Below are 25,958 nucleotides of genomic sequence, written 5' to 3'. Positions count from 1 at the left end.
CCGCCGTTGGGCAGCTCTCGCCGCAGAGGCTAGGAACCCGGACGTTGCAACGACGTTGCGCGCCTCCCGGAACCACTCCCGCCGCTGCCGGTGGGCCGCGCCACCCGCGCGCCGGCCGCGTCAGTGCGGCAACGGTCGCCTGCGGTCGTTCCGTTCGGAGCGCGCCCATCCGTCCGGTGCGGCCTGCTCCGACTCCAGCTCCGCGAGGCGCGCGTGCACGGCCGCGGCCGGGCGCAGCGCGCACAGCGCCCGCCAGACGTCGAGATCGTCCTCACCCCAGGGCGCACGGGCCCAGTCCGCCAGCAGGTCCGGGTCCCGCCGGGCGATGAGCGCCGTCCGCAGCCCGTCGGCGAGCCTGCGCCGCAGCCGTACGACCGCGGGTGCCGAAGAAGCCGGCAGCAGCGGACCGGCGTACACGGCGGCGGCGGCCGTCACCGCGCCGGAACCGAGCCGCCGTTCCACCACCGTCACGTCGGACTCGACCGGCCGGGTGAGCCGGTAGGGGCGCGAACCCAGCAGGCCCGGCCCGAGGATCCTGCGCAGCCGCGCCAGCTCGGCCCGCAGGGTCACCGGCGTCACCGACTCGTCCTCGTACAGGGCGCACAGCAACTCGTCGCCCGTCAGTCCCTCCGGATGCAGGGCCAGCAGCACCAGGATCTCGCTGTGTCTGCGGCTGAGTCTGATCTTCCGTCCCTCCGCGACGAGTTGAGCCTCGTCACGCCCCAGCGCGGTCAGTTCGAGGGGGTCGGCCATGGCCCGCGGCGGTGCGAGCAGGGCCAGATGGGCCTCGGCGGCCCGAGCCACCGCCTGTACGAAGGCGAGGCTGTGCGGATGCGCGAGCCCGTCCCCGCCGGTGATGTCGACCGCGCCGAGCACCCGCCCGGTGCGCGGATCGTGCACGGGGGCCGCCGCGCAGGTCCAGGGCTGCACGCGCCGGATGAAGTGCTCGGCCGCGAACACCTGCACCGGGCGGTCGACGGCGACCGCCGTGCCCGGCGCGTTCGTCCCGACCGCCGTCTCCGACCACCGCGCGCCCGGTACGAAGTTCATCCGTCCGGCCTGCCGTCGCGTCCCGGGATGGCCCTCGACCCACAAGAGCCTGCCCTGCGCGTCACACACCGCCAGAAGATGCTCCCCGTCCGCGGCGAAGGTTCCCACGAGTTCACGGAACAGCGGCATCACCCGGGCGAGCGGATGCTCGGCCCGGTAGGTGCCGAGTTCCCCGTCCATGAGCTCCACCCTGGCGGTGCCGTCCGGGACCACTCCCGCCCGCGCCGAACGCCGCCAAGAGTCCGCCACCACGGAACGCACCGGGCGCGGCACCGTCCCGGCCTCGGTGAACGCCTCGTACGCGCGCCGCAGCAGCCGAACCCGCTCGGCGGGGTCGGTCCCCGGTTCCAGGGCCACCCAAGGATCGGTCAACTCGGCCTCCCGGAAGGCGATGCGGCTGGGTCCCATCGTCACTCCCGGTGGAGGCCCCGACAACCCGTGTGACGCCCGCCTTCCGGTCGGTGCCTCGCGGCGCGCCCGGCGGGGACACCGCGAGGCCGGCCCCGGTCAGGCGAAGTTGACGAGCCTGATGTAGCGCGTCCAGTCCCAGTTCGGGCCGGGATCGGTGTGATCGGTACCGGGCACTTCGTAGTGACCGAGGATGTGGGCGCGGTCCTTCGGAATCCCGTACTGGTCGCAGATCATGGCGGTGAGCTTGGCGGACTCCTCGTACAGGGCGTCGGTGAAGTAGGCGGGCCGGTCCACCCAGCCCTCGTGCTCGATGCCGATGCTTCTGGTGTTGTAGTCCCAGTTGCCCGCGTGCCAGGCGACGTTGCGCTCTCTCACGCACTGGGCGACATGACCGTCGGCCGAGCGCACCACGTAGTGCGCGGACACCTTCTTCTGCGGATTCCCGAAGATGGACAGGGTGTTGGTGTAGGTCGCCTGGGTGACGTGGATGATCACGTAGTCGAGCGGGTAGCTCTCGGGTCGGTCGGACACCGTGTAGTTGGAGCTGGTCGCCGGGATCCACTCGGCGTCCGGATAGTCGACGGCCGCGGCCTGCGCCGTCGCTCTGACATCCGGGAGCAAGGCGTAGGGGAGGGCGGCGAGGGCAGCGCCCTTGAGCAGCCGCCGCCGGCTCGGGAACGACTGGGTCCGCTCCATGACGTGCTGGCCTTTCGTCGGTGGGGGTCTGTCGCGCGCGGCCGTTCGGTCAGCGCCGGAGCGCCGCGGCCGTCTCGCGCAGGCGGGAGTGCAGTCCGCGATGGGCCTCACGCGCGGGCAGCCACTCCTTGCGCAGCTTGGCGACGCACGTGTAGTTGGTGTCGCAGACATTGGCCAGGGGAGACTCGACCGTCTGCGTCGCGAACTGGTACGCGTCCAGCTCGCTGAAGCCGTAGTCGCGCACCAGCCACCGCACGAGGTCGAGCTGGGATATCCGGAAGGCGTCCTCCAGCGGGCGCGCCGAGCCGGTCGAGATGATGTGGGTGTCGGACTCGATACGCGGCCACGGAGTGGCGACCCCCTTGAGGAGCTCGACGATCACCACCGTGTTCATCGCGCATTCGACGGCGACTCCGCAGGTCTCGCCCTCACCCTGCCGCGCGTGCCCGTCGCCCAGGCTGAGCAGGGCCCCTTCGACGTTCACCCCGAGGAAGCAGGTCACCCCGGCGCGCATCTCCGGCGTGTCCATGTTCCCGCCGTGCGCGTCCGGCACCAGGGCCGATCGCACTTCCAGGTTCGCGGGTGCCACACCGACGGTGCCGTGCATCGGGTCCATCGGCAGTTCGATTCTGATGTCGCTGTCCCGCGCCTGGAACAGCGCGGTGCGCCGCTCCCGGTCGAGCCGCCAGATCCACACCGTCTCCGGAAGCGGCGGCTGGAGGGTCGCGGTGGTGTGCGTGGAGGTCAGGGCGCCGAAGAGCGGAACCGTCGTGGACGCCGCCCAGTCACGGGCCGGCTCGATCGAGATGAAGTGGACCGCGACCGTGTCACCCGGCTCCGCTCCCTCGACGTGGAATGGACCGGTCTGCGGATTGAGGAACGGGAACTCGCAGACCTCGGACACCAGGTCCTTCTCGGAGCGCACCCGTCCCGCGAAGCAGTCCTCGGTGTAGAGGTCGAGCACGGTGCCCGGCGCGATGCGTGCCACGGGCGGCGCGCCGCCGAACGTCCAGGCGAACTCGTCCGGCGTGGGGCGCACGGTCAGGATCCGGGGGTCGCTCATGGCTGCACGGCTCCGCTCTGCCGAGGGGCGGGGGCTGAGGTCTCGTCGAGGTGGACACGGGCGGTCTCGGCTATCCGCCCGGGGTGGCGGCGCAGCAGGAAGATCAATATCACGACTCCGGCCGACATCCAGACACCCACGACCGGCCCGGCGTACGAAACGGGCGCGGTCAGTTCGGACACGAAGTCGAAGACCGGCAGGCCCGCGGCCGTCAGCAGCGCGGGGACGAAGGCGATGATGCCGAGCAGCGGGAACACCAGGTGCCGCACCGGCTTGAGCAAGGCGCGTCTGCGGCGCAGGAAGTAGCCCGCGCAGGCCAGATTGACCACGATGTAGACGCCGATCACCACCGTGACGATCACGGTCGCGAGGAGCAGGAACGCGGTCACGGGATCGTACGAGAGACCGAGTCCCAGCATCACCGCCACGGCCACGGCGCACTGCACGGCCACCCCGGCCGCGGGGGAGCGGCGCGTCGGGTGGACGCGCGCGAAGAGCGCGGGGAAGACACGGATCCGGGCCAGGGCGAAGGCCGTTCGGGTCGAGACGGTGGCGCACGCGTTCGCGTTGGCGATCGTCGAGTTGACCACCGCGAGGAACACGAGCACCCAGAAGAGTCCGAACGAGGCGCGCGCCACTCCTTCCCACGACGAGGCGCCGGAGGCACCGAAGTCCGCGAACCCGTCGGGACCGAAGTACACCGACATGGCGTACGTGGTCACGACGTAGACGAGTCCGATCGCGAGCGCCGCGCCGAGGACGGCCCGATGCATCGTGCGGCGTGGGTCCTTGGTCTCCTCCGCGAGCGGGGCCGCCGCCTCGAACCCGGCGAAGGCGAGCACGGTGTACACGGACCCCGCGAAGACGCCACTGATCCCGTCGTACCCCGGGGCGGTGTGGGACGTCCCGAACACCGACAGCGTGTTGTCGTCGCCGGCCTTGGCGATCAGCCACACCGCGAAGACGAGGAAGACCAGCACCTCGAAGACGCCGAGGACCGTTCCGAAGCGGGCCGAGGCGCGTACTCCCAGATAGCCCGCCACCGCGATGACCACGGCGCCCGCGAGCGACCAGGGCCACCAGAGGTCGGCCGGGTACGAGGACCATTCCTGGTGCAGTGTGCCCGCCGTGGTGAATCCGAGTTGAAGCAGGAGCAGCGGAGGCACCAGGGCTTCCACGAACACATAGCCCCAGCCCACGAGGAATCCGACGGACGGATGCAGCCCCCGCGCGGTGTAGGTGGCCACCGACCCCGCGGCGGGCATCTCCCGAGCCAGCTCGGCCACGCACGACGCGGTGAACAGACAGGCCACCAGAGCGATCAGTACGGACAGCGGCAGGCTGCCACCCGCGAACGCGGCGCCGGACGGGATCGACGCGGCGACCGCCGCTGCCGGCGCCATCGCCGTGATGCTCTGGAACAGGACCTCGCGCAGACCGATCGCCTCGCGCCGCAGCCCCGGAACCGACTCCTCCGACATGAGAGCCCCCCGATCAGACCGGAACACAGCCATCGGCAGGACGGCTGCGCCTCGCGTGAATTACGGTACGGCGCTTGCCTGTTGGGCCGGAAGAGCGAGGAGCGAGTCCGTGGACAGCCCGCGGATTGTGGACACGGCGATCACCCGTGGGAGGGAGACCTCCGTGCGGACCTGGACCCGGACCTGGACCCGGATGCGGATGCGGATGTGGTGGGGTTGCGGGTGCCGCGGCGCGTGGCGCCAGGGCACGGCGCACGGCCGCCGGACCGATCCGCCGGCCGCGGGAGGGACCGACCGCCGTCCGGCTACGAGCGCACGGCCACCGACGCCGGGTCGTCGAGCACGCCTCGGACCACCGAGTGCGCCGCACCCAGCAGCGGCCCGTCGGAGCCCAGCCGGGAGACGGACACGGCGCAGGCGGGCCCCGCCGTACGCCCCGTCAACTCGTCCTCCAGCGAGGGGAGCAGCCAGGGCGCCAGAGCGGCGAGCGCCCCGCCCAGCACGACCGACTCCGGATCCAGCAGGTTCACCGCTCCCGTCAGGGCGATCCCGAGCGCGGTTCCGGCATCGCGCAGGGCGCGGCGCACGTCCGGATCGCCCTCGGCCGCCCGCCGGGCCAGCAGCCCCACGCGATCCTCGCCCGGCTCCAGGCCCGCGGCGCGCAGCACGGCCTCCTCGCCCGCGTACTGTTCGAGGCACCCACGCCCTCCGCACGGGCACGCAGGTCCTTCCGGACGTACGGGCACATGCCCCAACTCGCCCGCGAAACCACGGGTTCCGCGCAGCAGCCGCCCGTCCACGAGCACCGCCGCACCGATACCGATCTCCGCCGACACGTGCAGGAAGTCCCGCGGGCTCGTGTCACCGAGCCAGAGTTCCGCGAGAGCGCCGAAGTTCGCCTCGTTGTCCACGGTCAACGGCAGCTCCGGGGGCAGCAGCGCGCCCAGGTCCGTGTCGTGCCAGTCGAGGTTCGGGGCGCGCACCACGGTCCGGGCGTCGCGGGCCACGAGCCCGGGGACGGCGACGGCGAGGCCGGCGGGCCACAGGCCCTCCCGCTCGGCCCGGGCGACGACCTGGCGCACCAGTTCGGTCAGTTCCCGGATCACGGGCCCGGCCGGCCGGCCGCGGTTCGACCCGTGTCGCACCGCCCGGGCCCGCACGGCACCGCGGAGATCGACGGCGCACACCGCGAGATGGTCGACGCCCACCTCCGCGCCGATCCCGGAGGGGCCGTGACCACTGACCGCGAGGGCGGATCCGGGGCGTCCCACCGTGCCCGGTCGCTCGGGCCCCAGCTCTTCGAGGAGTCCCGTACGTATGAGCTCGTCGACGAGGGTCGACACGGCCGCCCGGGTCAGACCGATGCGGGAGGCCACGGCGGCACGCGACAGCGGTCCCTCCGCGCTGACGGTGTGCATGACCCGGGAGAGGTTGCGGCGGCGCATCCCTTGCTGGGTGTCGGGCAGCCGTCGGCCGGAACCGGTCGGGTGGGTCTCGTGCAGCGGTGCGGTCATGCCTCCGTCGATCCTTGTCCGGCCGGTTCCGTCGGCCTCTCTCCGTGCCGTTCCCCGCGGGGCGGATTCCATGGCGCGTGGGCCCCTGCCCGGTTCACCCACAGCCCGTACCGCTCACGCGGACGCCACTCGTGAGAGCCGGTCCCGCCGAGGCGGCCGGGCCGGTCCCGGTCAGCCGCCGTTCGACTCCCGTTCGAGCAGGGGGGTCGCGTCGGAGAGTACCCCGGAGATCCGCGCCAGCGTCTCCTCGTCCCGGTCCACGGCTTCCAGCACCGGCCCTCGCGCGGTGTTCCAGCGCCGGGCGACCGCGGCCGGGTCCTCTCCGGTCAGCAGTCCGGCGGCCTGGGCCGCGGCACCGAGCGCGACCAGTTCCCTGGCCTCCGGGATCTGGACGGGTCGCCCGGACAGCCGGCGCACGGTCTGCTGCCACGCCGCGCCCCGGGCGCCCCCTCCGATCAGCAGCAGCGGGGCAGTGCGGTCCGCGTCCTCGTCCAGCACCAGGTCGAGCGCGCCCAGCAGGGAGTGCACGGCACCGTCGTAGGCGGCCTGCAGGATCTGCCCGGCCGTGGTGTCGTGCCGCAGACCGTGCAGGAGCCCCGAGGAGCTCGGCAGGTTCGGGGTGCGCTCGCCGTCCAGGTAGGGCAGGAGCGTGACTCCGGCGGTGGGCTCCACCGCCTGCCGGTCGAGGCCCAGCAGGGCGGCGACGCGGTCGACGGCGAGGGTGCAGTTCAGCGTGCAGGCCAGCGGCAGCCAGTCGCCGTGGGCGTCGGCGAAGCCCGCCACGGTGCCGGTCGGGTCCGTGGGGCGCCGCTTCGACACCGCGTAGACCGTGCCCGACGTGCCGAGGCTCAGCACCGGGGTGCCGGGACGCAGTCCCAGACCCAGCGCCGCGGCCGCGTTGTCACCGGTGCCGGGGGCGACCAGGGTGCCCTTCGAGAAGGGCAGGTCGTGGCTGTCACGGACGGTCCCGGCCACCTCGCCGGGCCGGATCACACGGGGCAGCAGAGCGGCGTCCAGCCCGATGTGGGCCAGCGTCTCCTCGTCGTACGCCTCGTTCCGGGACGACCACCAGCCGGTGCCGGAGGCGTCGCCGCGGTCGGTCGTGCCCTGGCCCGTGAGGCGCTCGGTGAGGTAGTCGTGGGGGAGCCGTACGGCCTTGGTGGCGCGGACCGAGTCCGGCTCGTGCTCGGCGAGCCAAGCCCACTTCGTCACCGTGAACGACGCTCCGGGCACGCTGCCCGTGCGTTCCGCCCAGGCTTTCGGCCCGCCCAGTTCCTCGACGAGCCGACGGGCCTGCGGAGCCGAGCGCACGTCGTTCCACAGCAGGGCCGGACGCACCGGCTCGCCCCGGGCGTCGAGGGTGACGAGCCCGTGCTGCTGTCCGCCGATCGACACCGCGGCGGCCTCGTGCGCCGTGTCGCCGCACTGGCGCAGGGCCTCGGACAGGGCGTCCCACCATTGGCGCGGATCGCTCTCACGGCCCGCTCCGGAGGAGACGGTGTGCGGTGCCTGGCCGCTCGCGACGACCTGTCCGGTGGCCGCGTCGACGACGAGCACCTTGGTGGACTGGGTGGACGTGTCCACACCGACGACGAGCGGACCCTCGGCTGCTGACATCGGGCTCTCCTTGATTTTCTCTGCGGCCCTGCTGGCTCTGACCTGCTGTTTTCCCGGTTCCCGGGGGTTCGGAGACCGGGATCTCATCCTTCGGGGACGCCTTGTCCCTTCCCAGGAATGTGCTGGCATACTAATTTGTAAACCGCCATGACGAAATAGTTTCAGCAGGCAAGGAGCCGCGGCATGAACTACCAGCCCACCCCCGAGGACAGGTTCACCTTCGGCCTTTGGACCGTCGGCTGGCAGGGAAGGGACCCGTTCGGTGACGCCACCCGGCCGGCCCTCGACCCCGTCGAGACGGTGCAGCGTCTGGCCGAGCTCGGCGCCTACGGAGTGACCTTCCACGACGACGACCTGATCCCCTTCGGGTCCTCCGACAGCGAGCGCGAGTCGCACATCAAGCGGTTCCGGCAGACCCTGGACGCCACGGGCCTCAAGGTGCCGATGGCCACCACCAACCTGTTCACGCACCCCGTCTTCAAGGACGGCGCGTTCACCGCGAACGACCGGGACGTGCGCCGCTACGCGCTGCGCAAGACCATCCGCAACGTCGACCTGGCGGTCGAGCTCGGCGCCGAGACGTACGTCGCCTGGGGCGGCCGCGAGGGAGCGGAGTCCGGGGCCGCCAAGGACGTTCGCGTCGCCCTCGACCGCATGAAGGAGGCGTTCGACCTCCTCGGCGAGTACGTGGTCTCCCAGGGTTACGACCTGAAGTTCGCGATCGAGCCCAAGCCGAACGAGCCGCGCGGCGACATCCTGCTCCCCACCGTCGGCCACGCCCTCGCCTTCATCGAGCGCCTGGAGCGCCCGGAGATGTACGGCGTCAACCCGGAGGTCGGCCACGAGCAGATGGCCGGGCTGAACTTCACGCACGGCATCGCGCAGGCCCTGTGGGCGGGCAAGCTCTTCCACATCGACCTCAACGGCCAGTCCGGCATCAAGTACGACCAGGACCTGCGGTTCGGGGCCGGCGACCTGCGGTCCGCGTTCTGGCTGGTCGACCTCCTGGAGAACGCCGGTTACGCGGGGCCGAAGCACTTCGACTTCAAGCCGCCGCGGACCGAGGACTTCGACGGCGTGTGGGCGTCGGCCGAGGGCTGCATGCGCAACTACCTGATCCTGCGCGAGCGTGCGGCGGCGTTCCGGGCCGACCCCGAGGTCCAGCAGGCGCTGCGCGCCTCCCGTCTGGACCAGCTGGCGCAGCGGACCGCGGAGGACGGCCTGGCGGGGCTTCTCGCCGACCGCGCCGCCTTCGAGGACTTCGACGTCGAGGCCGCCGCCGCGCGCGGGATGGCCTTCGAGCAGCTGGACCAGCTGGCGATGGACCACCTCCTGGGCGCGCGGGGCTGATCGGCGCCGATCCCACGGGCGCGGACCCGCCTCAGGGCGGGTCCGGTCCGCCCGCTTCGACCGTGGATGTCGGCGGGGAATTCACCGGAATCATGCGATCCATGGCATGAGTCCGTATCAACTTCCGCACAAGGGTCGCGCCATGACCGGTTCGAGGCGACTCTTGGCGTTATGGCCATGCCACCCGTACCGCCTCAGCCTCCACGGTCGCCGGGCGACTCGTCGCCCCCCGGGGGCGATGCCCCGTACGCGCCGTCCGGTGGCTACGGCCCGCCGTCCAGCGGTGGTTACGGCCCACCGTCCTCCGGGGGCTACGGTCCGCCCCCGGGCGGCTACGGCTCTCCTCCGGGCGGGAACGGCCCCCCTTCGGGGGACTACGGTTCGCCGCCGCAAGGAGGCGACTGGCCTCCCGGACAGGGCGGAGGAGGCTGGCCACCACCACCGCCACCGCCACCGCCTCCCGGACCGCCGGGCGGGGGTGGGGGCCATCGCGGAGGGCGGCGCCGCAACACGCTGCTCCTCGTCATCGCCGCGATCGTCGGGATCGGCGTGATCGTGGCCGTGGCCGTCGCGGTGACCGGGGGTGGTGGTACGGACGACAAGCCTCCCACCGACAGCACGGGACGGTCGCCGAGTCCCTCGCTGAGCCTGCCGTCCGAACTGCCCTCGCTCCCCTCGGGCCTTCCGTCGCTCCCCTCGGGCTTCCCCAGCGTCGTGCCGTCGCTCCCGTCGGATCTGCCCAGCGGGCTCGTGCCCAGTGACCTGGAGTCGTTCCTCCCGTCGCTCGCGGACGACGAGGTGCCCTACTACATGCTCCGCGAGGGCGACTGCTTCGACACCGACGACGGCCTGCCGGGGCAGGCCGTCAAGCGCTCGTGCGCGAAGCCGCACGACGCCGAGGTCGTGAAGGTCGCAGAACTCGACGGCACCTACCCGACGAACGCCGCGCTCAAGGCCGCCGCGTCCGCCCTGTGCAAGGGGCCCCTGGAGCGAAAGGCGGCCGACCAGGCCGCCGGCACCGTGAGCGAGACGCTTGTGCAGTACCCGGACACCGACGGCTACCGGGTCGGTATCGACAACGTCGCCTGCAGCCTGGCCGCGGACGGAGGCAAGGGCGCCACCCGCAAACTCACCAAGCCGCTGAAGTGAGCCGCGCACGCGCGTGGACGGCGGACATCGTCCACGCGCGCGTACGGAGCGGGGCGCCCGGGATCAGATCCCGCGCGGAAGCCGCACGTAGGTGACGGTCGTCTCGATGCCGCTGTCCACCAGTCGGCCCCGCGCGTCGAACGCCTCGGCCCCGTCGGTCATCCCGAAGTCGTTGTCGTTGATGAGCGCGAGGGTGTCGTGGTCCACGCGAGCGACGCCCTCGATCTTGCCGGGAACGCCCGCGACGGTGCCCAGATCGACCACCAGACGCTTTCCCAGAACCGGAACGCCGGCCGCCGATGGGTCGTCCAACTGCTCCAGGGAGGGTGATGTCGTGTCGCTGTCCCACGGACCGCCGAGGATGTCCGCGCCGCGAGTGAGCCGTACCGCCTGCAGACGGGCCGTCCTGTCCGTGCGCTCCTCGACGAGCAGCCGGTCGCGGCCGACGGCCACCACGGAGGAGATCTTCAGCTCGGACGTGTCGTCCTCGCCCGGGTCGACCACGTTCACCGGGTCGAAGCGGTACGCGTACTCGGCGGTCACGGCCCGCTTCCTGGGTGAGAACCGGAGCAGTCGCGTCGTGCGCGAGGCGTCTCCCACCGTCGCGTCCGGCAGCGACAGCGGGCTCTGAAGCGCCATCACCAGGTCACCGTCGGGGAGTTGGGCGAGCCCTTCGAGACCGCGGTTGGTCTTGCGGTGGAGCAGGACGGCGGGCAGCGCCTCGACGACCGGGTAGTCGGCGCCCGTCAGGCCGAGGCCCTTGGGCACATAGCGCGCGAGCACCTTTCCACGCGCGGAGACATGGATCAGCGACGGACCGTACTCGTCGACGAGCCAGAACGAGTTGTCCTTCGCCCGCACGACGCCCTCGGTGTCCACGCCGTTCGCGTTGTACGGGAGGGGCGTGCGCGCGTCGTAGGAGTACGGAGCCTCGTCCCGTGACGCCTGGTCGGACAGCCCGGTGACCGGCTTCCCGGAGGACGTGGTGATCGGGATCGCGTCGAGCACCCTCACGGTGTCGCCGGACACCCGGATCCTGACGATGGCCGGGTCGAAGCCCGGAACCGGGAACGTCCGGCGCTTCTTGCCGTCCACCTTGATCTGGCCGTTGGGCCCCCGGTCGGTGACCGTCCAGAACTCGCCCTCGCGTCCGGCCGGGTAGATGTCGCTGCCGATGCCGCCGAGGTCGACACCACGGTCGTCGTCCACCGTGCCGGGCAGCAGTCCGTTGCTGAACGCGCCGAGCGGGAGGTCGCCGAGCGTCGCGGTGCGTGTCACCCGCGGCTGGGCGGAGGAGGACGTGGCACTCGCGGTGCCGGCCAGCACGAAGGTGGCCAGCACCGCGAGCGGCATGCCCATGGCTACGGACCGGTGGACGTGGCGCCGACCGACGGCATGCGGGAACATCAGGCCTCCTGAGGCACAACTTCTTTGACAACGGCCAGAGTTGGCCTTGACATCGAACAGTGTGCGACCTGGAGGTGAACGGTGTGCGTCAACCAGTCATCAGGTCTTCCTCGAGCAGGGCGAAGGCGGTCGCCGGGTCGTTCGCCACAGGCCCGGCGGGGGTCCAGCGGCCCCGTTCCTCGCGGTAGGGCCACCAGCCGCCGTCGCGGCCGAGCCGCAGTTGGGTGGCCGTACCGACCGCCGTCCAGCGGTTGTCGGCCGCGTGCAGTTCCGGGCGCTCGTCGCTGTCCCACGCGTCCTGAAGAGCCCCGCGCGCGCGTGCCGACGTCTCCGCGTCGACGACCCATGCCTCCTCGAGGACCGACAGCGCCGCGGCACCCCCGTACCTCCAGGCCCGTACGGCGAGGCGCAGTTCCTCGGCGTCACGTCCCGATCCTTCGGCGAGCCGCCGGACCGTCTCCTCGTCGGGGTCGTCCGCGGCCAGCCGGACCGCGTCCTGGGCGAGGGTCGGCAGGGCCTCCATCGGCTGCCGGCCGTGATCGGGGGCCATCGCCCCGGCCAGCGTCCGGTGTGCCTCGCGCGCGGCCGCGGCGGCGACGAACTGCAGGGCGGCGGGATCGAGGCCGGGAGCGGGTGCCGACTCGGTGTCCGGGGACGGTGGACCTCCGGGCTTGTCGGGCAGGCGGGGAAGGGCGGGCAGCGGCGGCAGGACGTCACCCGCCGCGAACGCCTCGACGGCGTCCACCCCCTCCTGGTCGTTCTCCCGCGTCTCGGCGGCGGACCGTCCGCCGCGCTCCTGGAGTGCGTCCAGGAGGGTGCGTTCACCGCGCCCGCGCATCAGGAGCAGGACGAAGGGATCCTCGTCGAGCAGCCGGGCCACCTGGTAGCAGAGCGCCGCCGTGTGACCGCAGTGGTCCCAGGCGCCGCAGTCGCACTCCGCGTCGAGATCACCGAGCCCCGGCAGGAGTTCGACACCGGCGGTCTCCGCGTCCTCGACCAGATGCGGAGGCATGTCGCGGTCGAGGAGCGCCGCGACATGCCCGGCACGCTCCACGGCCACGTCCAGGAAGCGGTCCCACCGCTCCCCGGACAGTTCCTGCAGCAGGACGTCCGCTCGATGGGCGGTGCCGTCGCGGTCCCTCACCACGGCCGTCACCCGTCCGGGCCGCACGGAAACCGCGCCGACCGCCCCCGCGCGTGCGAGCCTGCGCCCCGCCTTCACCGACTCCGAGTCCAGCGCCGCGTCCTCCAGGGCGGTCAGCCAGGCCCGGCCCCACCATGTCCGGGCGAAACCCCGTCCGTGCGCGGGGGGCAGGGCGCCGAACGTGCGCTCCGTGTCGTGATCCCTCATCGTGCGCCCCCTCGGAGTTCCACCAGATCGGCCAGTTCCGCGTCGGTCAGCTCGGTCAGCGCCGCCTCGCCCGCGCCCAGCACGGCGTCGGCCAGCCGCTGCTTGCGGCGCAGCATGTCGGCGATGCGGTCCTCGATGGTCCCCTCGGCGATGAACCGGTGCACCTGGACGGGCCGGCTCTGGCCGATGCGGTACGCGCGGTCCGTGGCCTGTGCCTCGACGGCCGGGTTCCACCAGCGGTCGTAGTGCACGACGTGCTCCGCGCGTGTCAGGTTCAGCCCCGTACCGGCGGCCTTCAGCGACAGCAGGAAGACCGGAACCCCGCCCTCCTGGAAACGTTCCACCATCTCCTCGCGCTCGGGGATCGCAGTTCCTCCGTGGAGGAACTGCGTCGGCACCGCCCGCTCCGCCAGATGACGCTCGATGAGGCGTGCCATCTGTACGTACTGCGTGAAGACCAGAACGCTCGCCCCCTCGGACAGGATGGTGTCGAGCAGCTCGTCCAGCAGTTCGAGCTTCCCCGACCTGCCGGGAATCCTCGGGTGTTCCTCCTTGAGGAACTGCGCGGGATGGTTGCAGATCTGCTTCAGCCCGGTGAGCAGCTTCACGATCAGACCCCGCCGGGCCATGCTGTCCGCGCCCGAGATCTCCGCGAGGGTCTCGCGCACCATCGCCTCGTACAGCCCGGCCTGTTCCTCGGTGAGGGCCACGGCCCGGTCGGTCTCGGTCTTCGGCGGCAGTTCGGGCGCGACGCCGGGGTCCGACTTGTGGCGGCGCAGCAGGAACGGGCGTACGAGCCGCGCGAGTCGCCCGGCGGCGGCGGGGTCCTGACCCCCTTCGACGGACTGCGCGTAGCGGGACCGGAAGGTGCCCAGCCGCCCCAGCAGGCCCGGTGTCGTCCAGTCGAGGATGGCCCACAGTTCCGAGAGGTTGTTCTCCACCGGTGTGCCGGTGAGCGCCACGCGCGCGCGTGCGCCGATGGTCCGGAGCGCCCGCGCGGTCGCCGAGTACGGGTTCTTCACGTGCTGGGCCTCGTCCGCGACCGCCAGGCCCCAGGAGACCTCGCCGAGTCGGGGCGCGTCCAGCCGCATCGTGCCGTACGTCGTCAGCACGAACTCGCCGTCGGCCAGGCCGTCCAGGCTTCGCCGGGAACCGTGGAAGCGCCGTACGGGGGTGCCGGGGGCGAACCTCTCGATCTCGCGCTGCCAGTTGCCGAGCAGGGAGGCCGGGCAGACGACGAGCGTGGGGCCGGCGGCCGTCTCGTCGGTCTGCCGGTGCAGGTGCAGCGCGATCAGCGTGATCGTCTTGCCGAGGCCCATGTCGTCGGCCAGGCAGCAGCCGAGGCCCAGGGAGGTCATCCCGGCCAGCCAGCTGAGGCCCCGGGCCTGGTAGTCGCGCAGCGTCGCGCGAAGGGCCGCGGGCTGCGCGACCGGCCGCTGGCCCTCGGGGTCGGCCAGGGCTTCCCGCAGCGCCGCCAGCCAGCCCGTGGGCTCCACGTCGACCCGGCCGCCGTCTACCTCCACGGAGCCCGTCAGGGCGGCGCTCAGGGCCTCGACGGGGGTGACCCGGCGGTCCTGCCGCGCCTGTGCCCGGCGTACGTCCTCAGGGTCGACCAGCACCCATTGGTCGCGCAGGCGCACCATGGGCCGCTTCGCCTCGGCCAGTCGGTCCAGCTCCTGCCGGGTGAGGCGATGGTCGCCCAGTGTGAACCGCCAGTCGAACGAGAGCAGGGCGTCCGCCGACAGGAACGAGGGGGCGCCCGAGGCCACCCTGCCTCCGGAACCGTCCGCGCCGCCGGGCGTGACCGCTCCCGGTTCGTCCGCCTCCTCGCCCGGGCCGACGGCCGCGTGGACCGTCAGTCTCCGTACGAACTGTTTCGGCCAGTGCACGTCGACACCGGCGAGGGCCAGCAGCCGGGAACCCTCTCCCAGGAGTTCGCCGACCTCCTCGTCCGCGAGCTCCAGGCAATCCGGTACGGCCGCCGAGAGCAGCGGAGCCAGCGGGGGCCAGGCCCGGGCGGCGCGGCGCAGCGCGAGCAGCGCGTCCATCCGCGCGCGCGGGCCGAGCGGCGAGGACTCCGTCCAGGCGGTGACGGCGTCCGCGACGAGAGCGGGATCACTGACGCTGTGCAGTTGGAGAACGGCCCGGAACGGCAGCGGCGTCTCGTCCGGGAGGGCCGACGTCGCTCCCGGAACCTCCACGCGCAGCGAGATCCGTACGTCCGCGTCGTGGACCGCGGCCACCTCCGCGGCCCAAGCTCGATGCTGCGGTACGCGGTGCGGCTCCGGCGCCGCGAAGGCCGGACCGCCCGCCGCGAGCGCCGCCGCCGGAGAGCGCGGAAGGGCGTCGGCGACGGCGTCCAGGAAGGCACGCACCAGCCGCTCGGGATCGGGCAGTCGCGGCGGTTCGGTCCCCGCCACGGGCACCGCGTGCGCCTCCGGAGGCATCGCGGCGGCCAGTTCGCGAACGCGCTCCAGGTCCTCCGCGCGCAGCGGGCCGGCGCGCCAGACGTCATGGTCCTCGGCCGTCACCCCGGGCAGCAGCAGCCCGCGCGCCGCGAACTGGAGGGCGAGGACGGCCGCCGCGCCCCAGAACGAGGTCGCCCTGTGAGCGTGCGGGGCGACCCGCGCACGCGTGAGGACCGGCAGGACGGCCCTCACCGGCAGCAGCACGGCCGAAACGGACACGGGTTCGACGCCACCAGCCCCTGCGGGAAGAACCACCGTCAGGTCCTCGACGGACCCGGAAGGCGTCGAAGGCACGGTCGTGGAGGGGTGCCAGAACGCGACCCTGCCCGCACGCGGCGGACCGGCGGGCACGAACACGGCAGGGCAACGGGCCAGCTCGGAGATCTCGGCGGGCGTCGCCGCGGGAATCCTCTGCTCAGCGATGATGGTATTCCTCAAATTTGACTACCGGGACCGGGTCGCCGAGGGTACAGCATTTCCGACGGCGGACGAACGAGCCCGGGCCATGATCCGGGGCTCCTCACGCGCGCGTGCGGCACGGACGGACTCGCAGGACGGGGAAAACCCCCGTACGGACCCGGGTGGTGGCGCCATGGCCGCCGAAGGCCACTGATTCGTACGTTTCATCGAGTCGTCCCACTTCCCGAGAAACCGGAGACCAGCCATGCCCCAGACTGCCGCAGTCCTCACGGAACCGTCCCAGGACGACGGGTCCGGTCAGGCACCCGGCAGCGAGTTCACCCCGCTCCTGCGCGAGGTCAAAGGGCGGGGGCTCCTGAAACGCCGTCACGGCTGGTACGCCCGAGAGATCACCTCGAACGCCCTCCTCCTGGCGGCGGTGATCACGGGCGTCGTCCTGATCGGCGACTCCTGGTGGTCCCTGCTCCTCGCCCCGGTGCTGGCGGTCCTCGGCGCCCGAACGGCGTTCATAGGCCACGACGCGGGCCACGCCCAGATCACCGGCGGCAAGCCGGTCGGCCGCCTCATCGGTCTGGTCCACGGCAATCTGCTCCTCGGGATGAGCTACGGGTGGTGGAACGACAAACACAACCGCCACCACGCCAACCCCAACCACATCGACAAGGACCCCGACGTCGTCGCCGACGTGCTGGTCTTCACCAAGAGGCAGGCCGCCGGGCGGTCCGGGTTCCGGCGGGCGCTCACCCGCAACCAGGCCTGGCTCTTCTTCCCGTTGACGCTGCTGGAAGGCGTCGCCCTGAAGGTCCACGGCTTTCGGGACCTGCGTCGGCAGTCGCCGCGCGAGCGGGTCGTGGAGGCCTCGCTCCTGGTGACGCACGTCGTGGCGTACGCGACGCTGCTCCTCACCACCATGTCCCCGGGCAGGGCGATGGCCTTCGCGGCGCTTCACCAGGCGCTGTTCGGCCTGCACCTGGGCATGTCCTTCGCGCCCAACCACAAGGGCATGGAGATGCCCGACCCGGACGGCGAGCGCTGGGGGCACCTGCGCCGTCAGGTGCTCACCTCGCGCAATGTCCGCGGGGGTGTCCTGACCGACTGGTTCCTCGGCGGTCTGAACTACCAGATCGAGCACCACTTGTTCCCCAGCATGCCCCGCCCCCATCTGCGCCGTGCGCAACCCCTGGTGCGCGCGCACTGCGTGGAGTTGGGTATTCCCTACGCGGAGACTGGGCTCGTCGACTCCTACCGGCAGGCCCTTCGCCACATGCACGAGGTCGGAGAGCCTCTCAGGGTCGAGTAGGGGGCGCGCGTCAGGGACGTATCAGGGTCGCGGTCCGGAACCGTGGGACACGGGGACCCGTTCTCAGGACAGAGAGCGGCAGCAGCCGCGGAGGAGGCGACACATGTCGAAGAACGCGAAGATCGCCGCAGGGGGTGTGGCGGTCGGCCTGATCCTTTTGATCTGGCTGCCCTGGTGGGCCGCCTTCCTGATCGTGCTGGGCGTTCCGGCGGCCGCGTACCTGGCCCTGGACCCCTCGCAGCGGCGCAGGCTGCGCCGTGCCACCCGCAAGGAGCTCGGCCGCTGAGGAGCGGCCGCCGGCGCGTCGGCCGCCCCCGTGCCCGCCGAGGCCGGTGAGGGCGGGCGAGGCATCGGGGAACCGGCGAGGGCCGCGTCACGGGACCGCCCGTGACACGGCCCTCGGCTCGGGTCAGCTCGGGCGCACAGCCATCTTGTCCAAGGCCTCCAGGAGGCCGGGCAGCTCCGGTCCGCGGCCGACGGGCAGAACCTCACCGGGTTCCTCGTCGAGCAGGACGAACGCGATGTCGTCGGTCCTGGCGACGAGGGACCAGCCGGGGCCGTCGGCCCGCAGGGTGCGGGCGTCGCCGGTGGCGAAGGACGAGCGGACACGGCCCAGCGGGGGCGGTGTGTCCACGTACGCGCGCGCCTCCGCGAGAACTCGGCGGACGCCCGGGCGCTCCTCGCCGTCACCGCTCTCGTCCTGCGTGTCGTCCTTCGCGTCGCCCGAGGCCTCGCCGGCGCCCTCCGAGGCAGCGAACTCGCTGTCGTCGATCTGGTCGCGCCATGTCGCCCACTGGAGCGCGATCTCGTCCGCGCCGAGGCGCCGCTGCGCCGGCCCCCACGTGGTGGTGTCCGGCGGACTGAGCGGGGGCCGCTCCGTGGGCTCGGTCGACGGGTCGTGCGGTGCGGGCACCCCCGGTGCCGAGACGGCCACATCGAGAGGCCAGCCGGGCAGCGCGGAGACGACCGTCCGCTCGTCCGGCGACAGTTCGTGCTCCATCCCGCAGTCCCAGGACGCGATGGCGACGGCGACCAGTGAGACGTCGTCGATGATGACGGTCCACCGCGCGCCCTCACTGTCCTGGCCGAGCACCAGTCCGTACCCCTCGGCGAGCGGGGCGAGGTCGAGCGTCGCGCAAGCCTCCGGGTAGTCGTCACCCAGGACGCTGGGGAACTTCGCCGGCGTCAGCAACACCGCCGTCAGCACATACAGTGCGTCGTCGTCCACGGTGGCGACGGCGTCTTCGTCCGTCCCGGCCATTTCCAGCCTCCTGATCGCTCCGTCTGTCGGCGCACCCTAAGCGACCGGAAGGCGCTTGTCACGGGCCCGAAACACACCCGGAGCTGCAAGTATCCGGCTGGACGGGGGCGAAACGCCCTCGTGGGCCGGTCACGGTCAGGCCGCGGGCAGCCCGAGCAGCGTCCGCGCTACCGTCTGCGGAGACTCCTCCCGCTCCCGGGCGAGGGCGATCACGGCCCGGCAGGCCAGCTCGTTCACGCCGAACGACAGCGCCTCGGGCGACACCCATGCGGCCGCCTCGTCGATCTGCTCCTGATTGTCCTCCGCGCAGGCGGAGACGTACACCGCAGCCGCCTCGAAGAGGTTGTGACCGCGCTTCCTCTCCCGTCGTGGCGTCGTCGGCGCGAGCCCCTCCGGGCTGTCGGCCGTCTTCCTGCGCCTCATCGTGCGGAGCCTGCCGAATATGCCGGACATCGGGTCACCGTCCCCTGTGAGAGTTCCATCGCTCATCGTTCACCCGCTGCTACCCAACGTAGAGTTGGAGTCGCGGCGACAGAAGGGGGACGGCCCGGTGAAGCGTTACGAGAGGCTCGAACAGATACGCCGGATGGATCCGGAGAAGGAGGCCTCCGAGATCTACCGGCTCACCTCCGCCTACGAGTTCCCCTGGGATTTCGCGCGAGCCCTGGAACTGGCGCTCTACCGCACCTACGCCGTGCCGGGCATCGGCCGGCTGCTCGCCGAGACGGCGGAGCTCACGGACCGCAGCCAGAAGCGCTACGACGACACCGCGCTCCTCCTCGACGCGATCGTCGAGCACGGATTCGACGGCGAGGAGGGCCGGACGGCGATCCGCCGCATCAATCAGATGCACCGCGGCTACGACATCGGCAACGAAGAGATGCGGTACGTGCTCTGCACGTTCGTGGTGATGCCCAAGCGGTGGACGGACGTCTACGGGTGGCGCAGGCTCTCGCGCCACGAGATCGTCGCGTCCGCCGAGTACTACCGCACCCTCGGGCGGCACATGGGGATCAAGGACCTCCCCGGGTCGTACGAGGAGTTCGAGGCCTGCCTCGACGCCTACGAGGAAGCCCACTTCGGCTGGGACGAGGGCGCGCGGCGCGTCTCGGACGCCACCCTGGACCTGATGGCCTCCTGGTACCCGCGTCCGCTCGCGCCCCTGTTGCGCACCGCCACCCGCGCCCTGCTCGACGAGCCGTTGCTCCGCGCCTTCCGCTACGAGCCTCCGGGCGACGCCACGCGCGCGCTGGTCCGTCGCGTCGTACGCGCGCGAGGTCGGCTGGTCCGGCTGTTGCCGCCTCGTCGCTCCCCGCACTTCGCCCGGCAGAACCGGGAGGTCAAGGGGTATCCGGACGGCTACCGCGTAGCCGAGCTGGGCACCTGTCCCGTGCCCGGAGTCCGCGGTTGCCCCGTCTCATCGGCCGACCGCGTCGAGTGAGTCGAGGGTGGTGCGCAGCCAGGCCAGTTCGGCCCGGCTCGTGGCCCGCGCGACGGTGAGGATGCCGCGCCGGAAGGGGTCGTCCAACTCCTCGGCGCGCAGCGGCCGGTCACCGTCGTAGAAGAAGCTCGCGGGCTCCTCCAGGAAGGCCAGCCTGCGGCGCAGCACGGCGGCCTGGGCCTCGGGGTTCTCCAGGTGCCGCAGGAAGGCGAGCACCGTGAACCAGCGGTTCTCGTCAGTGATGTCCCGCCGCGCCGGCTCCGCGAGCCTGCGGCGCAGTTCGTGCCCGCCCTCCTCGGTGAGTGTGAGGACGTGCCGCGGGGCGGCCACCGATCCGGGCTGTGTGGCTCGTTCCAGCAGGTGCGCGTTCTCCAGCCGTTTGATCGCGGGATAGAGCGTGCTCTCCGCGACCGGCTTCACGTGGCCCGTCAGCGCGGTGATGCGTTTGCGCAGTTCGTAGCCGTGCAGCGGGGCGTCGTACAGGAATCCGAGGATGGCCAGCTCGAGCATGCCCCCATTCTGCCTCACTCACGCTGTACATCGCTTCTTGAATACATCTCTTCCTCAATACATCGGAACCGATGTATTCTCCTGGAGTTGGGAGACACGAACGAACCGCGACGGGAGAGAGTGCTGTGCGAGAGGCCGAGTTCGACGACGCGGGAAGCCGGATCCGCTGGACCGAGGCGGCGGGAGCAGGGCCCGCGCGCGTGTACGTGCACGGGCTCGGATCGGCCTCGACGGTCTACAACGCCCATATCGCGGCGCGGTCCGAACTGGCGGGCCGTCGCACCCTGTTCGTCGATCTTCCCGGACACGGCATCAGCGACCGGCCCGCGGACTTCGGCTACAGCCTGGAGGACCACGCGGCGGCGCTGGCGGCCGCCCTGGACGCCGCCGGGGTCCTCGGGGCGGAGCTGGTCGCGCACAGCATGGGCGGCGCCGTCGCCATCGTGCTCGCCCACCGGCGCCCCGGCCTCGTCTCACGGCTCGTCCTGGTGGAGGCCAACCTCGACCCGTACCCTCCGCTCACCGCGGGCGGCAGCGGCATCGCCTCGTACGAGGAGGACGACTACGTCGAGCACGGCGGTCACGAGCGCGTGCTCGAGAAGATCGGTCCCTCCTGGGCCGCGACGATGCGCCTCGCCGATCCGCGTGCGTTGCACCGGACGGCTCGGGGGCTCGCGCGGGGCACCAGCCCCACGATGCGCCAGATGCTGGTCGGGCTGACGGCCGAACGCGTCTACCTCCAGGGCGAGCTGAGCGGTGAACTGCCGGGTGCGGAAGGCCTGGAAGCGGCGGAGGTGCGCGTCGTCACCGTGCCGGGCTCCGGACACAACATCATGTTCGACAACCCCGACGCCTTCGTGGCGGCCGTCGCCGGCACGGACTGACGAGCGGTACCGGGCCCGCGGGCGGTCATCCCCGGCGGACGGCCAGGGCGAGGAAGCGGTCGTCCTCGTCCACGTAGGAGGTCATGTCCCAGCCCGAACCGGCCAGCAGGGGGCCCAGGTTGCCCTCGGCACGCAGGTCGCCCGGAGTGATCCGCCGTCCCTGGCGGGCCGCGAGCGCCGCACGGCCGATCGGATGGAAGAGGGCCAGCGTCCCACCGGGCCGCACCACCCGGGCCAACTCCCGCAGATTCTCGGCGGGGTTCGGCAGGTGCGCGACGAGCCCGGCGGCGAACACCGCGTCCAGGGACTCCGCGCGCAGGGGAAGCCCGGTGACGTCGGCCAGCAGCAGACGGCCGGCACCGCCCCGTCCGGCCCGGACGGCGGCCTCCAGCATGGCCGGGGTCAGATCGGCTCCCACGACCAGCCCGGAACCGCCCACGGCCGCCCGCAGCGCGGGCAGTGCGCGCCCGGTGCCGCAGCCCGCGTCGAGCACGCGGTCCCCCGCGCGCAGTCGCATGCGCGCCACCGCGGCCTCGTACGCCGGCCCGTCGTCGGGAAACCGGGTGTCCCAGTCGGCGGCGCGCGCGGTGAAGAACTCCCGGACGTCGGTGTGGTCATCGCTCATGCGTCGCATGATCTCTCACCGACATGAAAGATGGCGCGGTGCACACGTTCGAGCCAGACGCGATCGCTCAGGCGCACCGCTTCGTCACTTTGCAACAGCTTTCGAAATGCGCCTCAGTTGTGCGCCCCCGTGCGCACTAGCGTCCCTGGACCATGGGACACATGGACCACGCCGCCTTCGGCTGGCTGACCCCCGTACTGTCGTACGCGATGGCCTGCATAGGTGCCGCACTCGGGCTGCGCTGCACCGTCCGCGCACTCGAAGCAACCGGACCGTCGCGCCGCAACTGGCTCCTCGCCGCGGCCTCCGCGATCGGCACGGGCATCTGGACGATGCACTTCGTGGCGATGTTGGGCTTCGGTGTCACCGGCACCGAGATCCGCTACAACGTGCCCCTGACCCTGTTCAGCCTGATGGTCGCCATGGCCGTCGTCGGCGCGGGCCTCTTCGCCGTCGGCTACGGACACGACCGGCGCCGCGCACTCGTTCTCGGCGGGCTCACCACCGGACTCGGCGTCGCGAGCATGCACTACCTGGGGATGGCGGCGCTGCGCATGCACGGCCAGGTGCGCTACGACCCGGCACTCGTCGCGCTCTCCGTCGTGATCGGCGTGATCGCGGCGACCGCCGCGCTGTGGGCCGCGCTCACCATCAGGTCACCCGCCGCCGTCGCCGTGGCCTCCCTCGTCATGGGCGGTGCGGTGAGCAGCATGCACTACACCGGGATGATGGCGGTGAGCGTGCGCGTCAGCCCCTCCGGCGGCACCCTGCCCGGGGCCACGGCGATGCAGTTCATCTTCCCCCTCGCCGTCGGCCTCGGGTCCTACCTCTTCCTGACGGCGGCGTTCGTCGCGCTGTCGCCGATGTCCGGCCGACGCGAAGCACCCACGTCGGCCCAGCGGCCGGTCGAGGGCGTCGCCCCCTGACGGCGGGCCAGGAGCCCGGAGCCACGCGGCCCGGACGGCACGCCCCGAACCTCTCCGATCGAGGAGGCCATGCGTACACCCCGTAGGACCACCACATCCGGCGCCCAGCCACCGCCCTCGTTGCGCGGTCGACGCGCGCACGCGGGCGCGCCGGCCGACGAGGGCGCGGACACCGGCGAGCCCGTCGCCGGCTCCTCGCCGGAGTCCCTCGCGCGCGCCGGACGCTGGCACATCAGACCGCGCAGCGTCCGGGCCAAGATCGTCAGCCTGCTGATGGTGCCGATCGTTTCCCTCCTCGCCCTGTGGGCCTTCGCCACGGTGAGCACGGCCCAGGACATCGCGCGGCTTCGGCAGCTGCAACGCGTGGACTCCACGGTCCGGGCTCCCGTGGACGACGCGGTCGCCGCTCTCCAGGCGGAGCGCGCGGCGGCCGTCCGCTACGCGACCGACCCGTCGACCGTGCGGCCGAGCGAGCTCAAGGACCTGGCGCGCCTCACCGACCGCGCCGTGGCCGAGCTGCGCCTGGGGGACCGGCACACGGTCGCCGACGGCGCCGACCTGCCCGCGGGGGTCGACGGACGGCTCGGCACCTTCGTCACCGAGGCGGAGCGCCTGCGTCCGCTGCGCACCGCCGTACTGGACCGCCGTACCGGATGGGACGAGGCGTACGCCCGGTACACCGGGACCATCGCGACGGCGTTCGGCGTCGAGGGAGCACTCACCGGCGTCCCCGGCGCGGGCATGCGGTCCGACGCGCGCGTGCTGCTCGAATTCTCCCGGGCGGGGGAGGCGCTCGCCCAGGAGGACGCCGTGCTCGGCGGAGCCCGGACCGCGGGGACCCTCGACGGTGAGCGGCTACGCCTGTTCACGGGGGCCGTCGACACCCGCCGCACGCTGACGGCCGCCGCCGCGACGGATCTGAGCGAGCCCGAGCGAGGCGCCTGGAAGGACCTGACGGAAGGGAGCGCGTACGGTGACGTGCGCGTGGTCGAGGACAAGGTGTTCGCCGCACGCCCCGGCGCGAAGGCGCTGGACGCCGCGCCGGAGACGGTCTGGAACATCGCTCACGCGCGCGTGCAGGACGGCATGCGCGCGATCGAGGCCGACGCGGGCAGCGATGCCGCGGACCCGGCCGACCCGTTCGGGCAAGCCCTGCTCAGCTCCGCCGGCGCCGCGGTCCTCTTCGGCCTCGTCGCCGTCGTCGCCTCGCTGATCATCTCGGTCCGCATCGGACGCGATCTCGTCGTCGAACTCGTCGGTCTGCGCGACAGCGCCCTGGACATCGCGCGTCGAAAGCTCCCGGAGGCCATGCGCCGGCTGCGCGCGGGCGAGACCGTCGACGTGCGCACCGAGGCCCCGCTGGCCCGGCCGTCGGAGGACGAGACCGGACAGGTCGCCGAGGCGCTGAACACGGTGCACCGGGCCGCCCTGCGCGCCGCCGTCGAACGCGCGGAACTGGCCGGAGGCATCTCCGGGGTCTTCGTCAACCTCGCGCGGCGCAGCCAGGTGCTCGTGCACCGCCAGCTGAACCTCCTGGACACCATGGAGCGCAGATCCGACGACCCGGACGAACTCAGCGACCTGTTCCGCCTCGACCACCTCACCACCCGGATGCGCCGCCACGCGGAGAGCCTGATCATCCTGTCCGGAGCGGCGCCCGGCCGGGCGTGGCGAAGGCCCGTTCCCCTGACGAACGTGGTCCGGGCGGCCGTTTCCGAGGTCGAGGACTACGCGCGCGTGGAGGTACGCCAGTTCCCCGAGGCGGCCGTCCTCGGCGGAGCGGTGGCCGACCTCACCCACCTCCTGGCGGAGGTCGTCGAGAACGCCGCCCAGTTCTCACCCCCGCACACCAGGGTGCGGATCACCGGCGAACCGGTGGGCAACGGCTATGTGATCGAGGTCGAGGACCGGGGACTGGGCATGGGCAAGGAGAGGCTCGCCGAGGCCAACCGTCGCATCGAACAGTCCGAGACGCTCGACCTGTTCGACAGCGACCGGCTCGGCCTCTTCGTGGTCAGCAGGCTCTCGGCCCGGCACGGGATCAAGGTCCATCTGCGGACCTCGCCCTACGGGGGCACCACCGCGGTGGTGCTGCTGCCGAAGGCGTTGCTGCACGAAGGCCCGGCGGAACGTTCCCTCGGTCGAAGCGACGCGGACCGGCCGGGGGAGCGGGAATACGCGCGCGTGGCGGCCGCCCCGGAGCAGGAGGCGGTCCAGCCGGTCACCGAGCGGCCCGCGCTGGTCTCTCCGAGGCCGAAGGCCTCTGAAGCCCCGGTGAACGGCTTGTCCGAGACCCCGCCTCCGGGAGTCGCCTCGCTTCGGCTGCACCGTCCCCCGGACGAGCCCGAGAACTCCGACCAGCTCCCACGGCGCGTCCGCCAGGCGAACCTGGCCCCTCAACTGCGCGGACAGCGTTCCGACGAGTCGCCGGAGCCCCCGGTGCCCGACGCGGACGACGAGCGCACACCCGAACTCGTACGGGCGCGCATGGCCGCCTACCGAGCCGGCTGGGTGCGCGGCGGCGGCCGGTCACCCGGCGGCGGCTCCACCCCTGACCCCGAAGCGGGCAGCGACCGCAGCGAAGGAGACCCCGCATGATCCAGGACTCGAGTACGAGAGCCACCCACCGGTCCGGTGAACTCGACTGGCTGCTGGACGACATGGTGCTGCGCGTGGCCGCGGTGCGACACGCCGTCGTGCTCTCGAACGACGGACTGGCGGTGGGCGCCTCCACCGCCCTGCGGCGCGAGGACGCCGACCATCTCGCCGCCGTCGCCTCCGGATTCCACAGCCTCGCCAAGGGGGCCGGGCGCCACTTCGGCGCGGGCGGGGTACGCCAGACGATGGTCGAGATGGACGAGGGCTTCCTGTTCGTCGCCGCGGCGGGGGACGGCTCGTGCCTTGCCGTCCTCACCGCCGTCACGGCCGACATCGGTCTCGTGGCGTACGAGATGGCGCTCCTGGTCAAGCGGGTCGGCGAGCATCTCCACGCCCCACCGCGGGTGGCCGCGCAGCCGCCCGCGGCAGGATGACC

At 72.3% G+C, this 25,958-nt stretch carries 22 protein-coding genes; 9 read left to right on the top strand and 13 right to left on the bottom strand.

Translation table 11 applies throughout. From position 1 onward, the window contains the following. Positions 1–120 precede the first annotated feature (120 nt). From ACFYW7_RS28860 to xylB, 6 genes are all read right to left on the bottom strand, one after another. On the bottom strand, positions 121–1,458 hold the full coding sequence (locus ACFYW7_RS28860) for a GAF domain-containing protein (protein ID WP_389507561.1): 1,338 nt from the start codon (positions 1,456–1,458) through the stop codon (positions 121–123). Between the two features lie 99 nt (positions 1,459–1,557). Then, positions 1,558–2,157: an N-acetylmuramoyl-L-alanine amidase gene (locus tag ACFYW7_RS28855; RefSeq protein ID WP_389507559.1), complete on the bottom strand. Its 600-nt coding sequence runs from the start codon at positions 2,155–2,157 to the stop codon at positions 1,558–1,560. A gap of 49 nt (positions 2,158–2,206) precedes the next feature. After that, on the bottom strand, positions 2,207–3,220 hold the full coding sequence (locus ACFYW7_RS28850) for an acetamidase/formamidase family protein (RefSeq protein WP_389507557.1): 1,014 nt from the start codon (positions 3,218–3,220) through the stop codon (positions 2,207–2,209). Beyond that, positions 3,217–4,701 carry an APC family permease gene (locus tag ACFYW7_RS28845; protein ID WP_389507555.1) on the bottom strand — a complete coding sequence of 495 codons (1,485 nt, stop codon included), beginning with the start codon at positions 4,699–4,701 and terminating at the stop codon, positions 3,217–3,219. The genes ACFYW7_RS28850 and ACFYW7_RS28845 overlap by 4 nt, the downstream gene beginning before the upstream one ends. Before the next feature lie 305 nt (positions 4,702–5,006). Continuing rightward, complete coding sequence (locus ACFYW7_RS28840; protein ID WP_389507553.1) at positions 5,007–6,215, bottom strand: ROK family protein; 1,209 nt, start codon at positions 6,213–6,215, stop codon at positions 5,007–5,009. Between the two features lie 171 nt (positions 6,216–6,386). Further along, entirely contained in the window at positions 6,387–7,832 is a 1,446-nt protein-coding gene (xylB, locus tag ACFYW7_RS28835; RefSeq protein ID WP_389507551.1) for a xylulokinase, read from the bottom strand. A gap of 183 nt (positions 7,833–8,015) precedes the next feature. Between xylB and xylA the strand changes: the two genes are divergently transcribed. Together xylA and ACFYW7_RS28825 are read left to right on the top strand one after the other, a co-directional pair. Then, complete coding sequence (gene xylA, locus ACFYW7_RS28830; RefSeq protein WP_389507549.1) at positions 8,016–9,182, top strand: xylose isomerase; 1,167 nt, start codon at positions 8,016–8,018, stop codon at positions 9,180–9,182. Positions 9,183–9,731: 549 nt separating this feature from the next. After that, positions 9,732–10,331, top strand: coding sequence for a hypothetical protein (locus ACFYW7_RS28825; RefSeq protein ID WP_389507547.1), 600 nt, complete (start codon positions 9,732–9,734; stop codon positions 10,329–10,331). Positions 10,332–10,394: 63 nt separating this feature from the next. On the opposite strand, the gene ACFYW7_RS28820 is transcribed toward ACFYW7_RS28825, so the two are convergent. The 3 genes from ACFYW7_RS28820 to ACFYW7_RS28810 form a co-directional block, all read right to left on the bottom strand. Beyond that, positions 10,395–11,738, bottom strand: coding sequence for an esterase-like activity of phytase family protein (locus ACFYW7_RS28820; RefSeq protein WP_389507545.1), 1,344 nt, complete (start codon positions 11,736–11,738; stop codon positions 10,395–10,397). A gap of 88 nt (positions 11,739–11,826) precedes the next feature. Next, complete coding sequence (locus ACFYW7_RS28815; RefSeq protein WP_389507543.1) at positions 11,827–13,089, bottom strand: SWF or SNF family helicase; 1,263 nt, start codon at positions 13,087–13,089, stop codon at positions 11,827–11,829. Continuing rightward, entirely contained in the window at positions 13,086–15,965 is a 2,880-nt protein-coding gene (locus tag ACFYW7_RS28810; protein WP_389507982.1) for a DEAD/DEAH box helicase, read from the bottom strand. The genes ACFYW7_RS28815 and ACFYW7_RS28810 overlap by 4 nt, the downstream gene beginning before the upstream one ends. 256 nt (positions 15,966–16,221) lie before the next feature. Between ACFYW7_RS28810 and ACFYW7_RS28805 the strand changes: the two genes are divergently transcribed. Both ACFYW7_RS28805 and ACFYW7_RS28800 read left to right on the top strand, forming a co-directional pair. Next, a complete protein-coding gene (locus ACFYW7_RS28805; protein WP_389507541.1) occupies positions 16,222–17,277 on the top strand; it encodes a fatty acid desaturase family protein in 1,056 nt (351 codons plus the stop codon). A gap of 103 nt (positions 17,278–17,380) precedes the next feature. Continuing rightward, entirely contained in the window at positions 17,381–17,563 is a 183-nt protein-coding gene (locus ACFYW7_RS28800) for a hypothetical protein (protein ID WP_261703155.1), read from the top strand. Positions 17,564–17,686: 123 nt separating this feature from the next. On the opposite strand, the gene ACFYW7_RS28795 is transcribed toward ACFYW7_RS28800, so the two are convergent. Then, entirely contained in the window at positions 17,687–18,538 is an 852-nt protein-coding gene (locus ACFYW7_RS28795) for a hypothetical protein (RefSeq protein WP_389507539.1), read from the bottom strand. 135 nt (positions 18,539–18,673) lie between these two features. Continuing rightward, a complete protein-coding gene (locus ACFYW7_RS28790; protein ID WP_389507980.1) occupies positions 18,674–18,961 on the bottom strand; it encodes a hypothetical protein in 288 nt (95 codons plus the stop codon). Between the two features lie 127 nt (positions 18,962–19,088). On the opposite strand from ACFYW7_RS28790, the gene ACFYW7_RS28785 reads away from it, so the two are divergent. Continuing rightward, a complete protein-coding gene (locus tag ACFYW7_RS28785; protein WP_389507537.1) occupies positions 19,089–19,979 on the top strand; it encodes an oxygenase MpaB family protein in 891 nt (296 codons plus the stop codon). Here the strand turns inward: ACFYW7_RS28785 and ACFYW7_RS28780 are convergent. Further along, a complete protein-coding gene (locus tag ACFYW7_RS28780; protein WP_389507535.1) occupies positions 19,956–20,489 on the bottom strand; it encodes a PadR family transcriptional regulator in 534 nt (177 codons plus the stop codon). The genes ACFYW7_RS28785 and ACFYW7_RS28780 overlap by 24 nt on opposite strands. Before the next feature lie 125 nt (positions 20,490–20,614). On the opposite strand from ACFYW7_RS28780, the gene ACFYW7_RS28775 reads away from it, so the two are divergent. Then, positions 20,615–21,373: an alpha/beta fold hydrolase gene (locus ACFYW7_RS28775; protein WP_389507533.1), complete on the top strand. Its 759-nt coding sequence runs from the start codon at positions 20,615–20,617 to the stop codon at positions 21,371–21,373. Between the two features lie 25 nt (positions 21,374–21,398). Here ACFYW7_RS28775 and ACFYW7_RS28770 read toward each other — a convergent pair whose 3' ends face one another. Continuing rightward, entirely contained in the window at positions 21,399–21,998 is a 600-nt protein-coding gene (locus tag ACFYW7_RS28770) for a class I SAM-dependent methyltransferase (protein ID WP_389507531.1), read from the bottom strand. Positions 21,999–22,150: 152 nt separating this feature from the next. Here ACFYW7_RS28770 and ACFYW7_RS28765 point away from each other — a divergent pair, with 152 nt between their 5' ends. The 3 genes from ACFYW7_RS28765 (at position 22,151) to ACFYW7_RS28755 (ending at position 25,956) form a co-directional block, all read left to right on the top strand. Further along, on the top strand, positions 22,151–22,924 hold the full coding sequence (locus tag ACFYW7_RS28765; RefSeq protein ID WP_389507529.1) for an MHYT domain-containing protein: 774 nt from the start codon (positions 22,151–22,153) through the stop codon (positions 22,922–22,924). A gap of 69 nt (positions 22,925–22,993) precedes the next feature. Further along, entirely contained in the window at positions 22,994–25,522 is a 2,529-nt protein-coding gene (locus tag ACFYW7_RS28760) for a nitrate- and nitrite sensing domain-containing protein (RefSeq protein WP_389507527.1), read from the top strand. Beyond that, entirely contained in the window at positions 25,519–25,956 is a 438-nt protein-coding gene (locus ACFYW7_RS28755; RefSeq protein ID WP_389507525.1) for a roadblock/LC7 domain-containing protein, read from the top strand. Before ACFYW7_RS28760 ends, ACFYW7_RS28755 begins: the two co-directional genes overlap by 4 nt. The last annotated feature ends 2 nt before the right edge of the window (positions 25,957–25,958 follow it).

Source organism: Streptomyces sp. NPDC002580 (assembly GCF_042889485.1).
Classification (GTDB): domain Bacteria; phylum Actinomycetota; class Actinomycetes; order Streptomycetales; family Streptomycetaceae; genus Streptomyces.
This window is presented reverse-complemented; position numbering and strand designations above follow the sequence as displayed.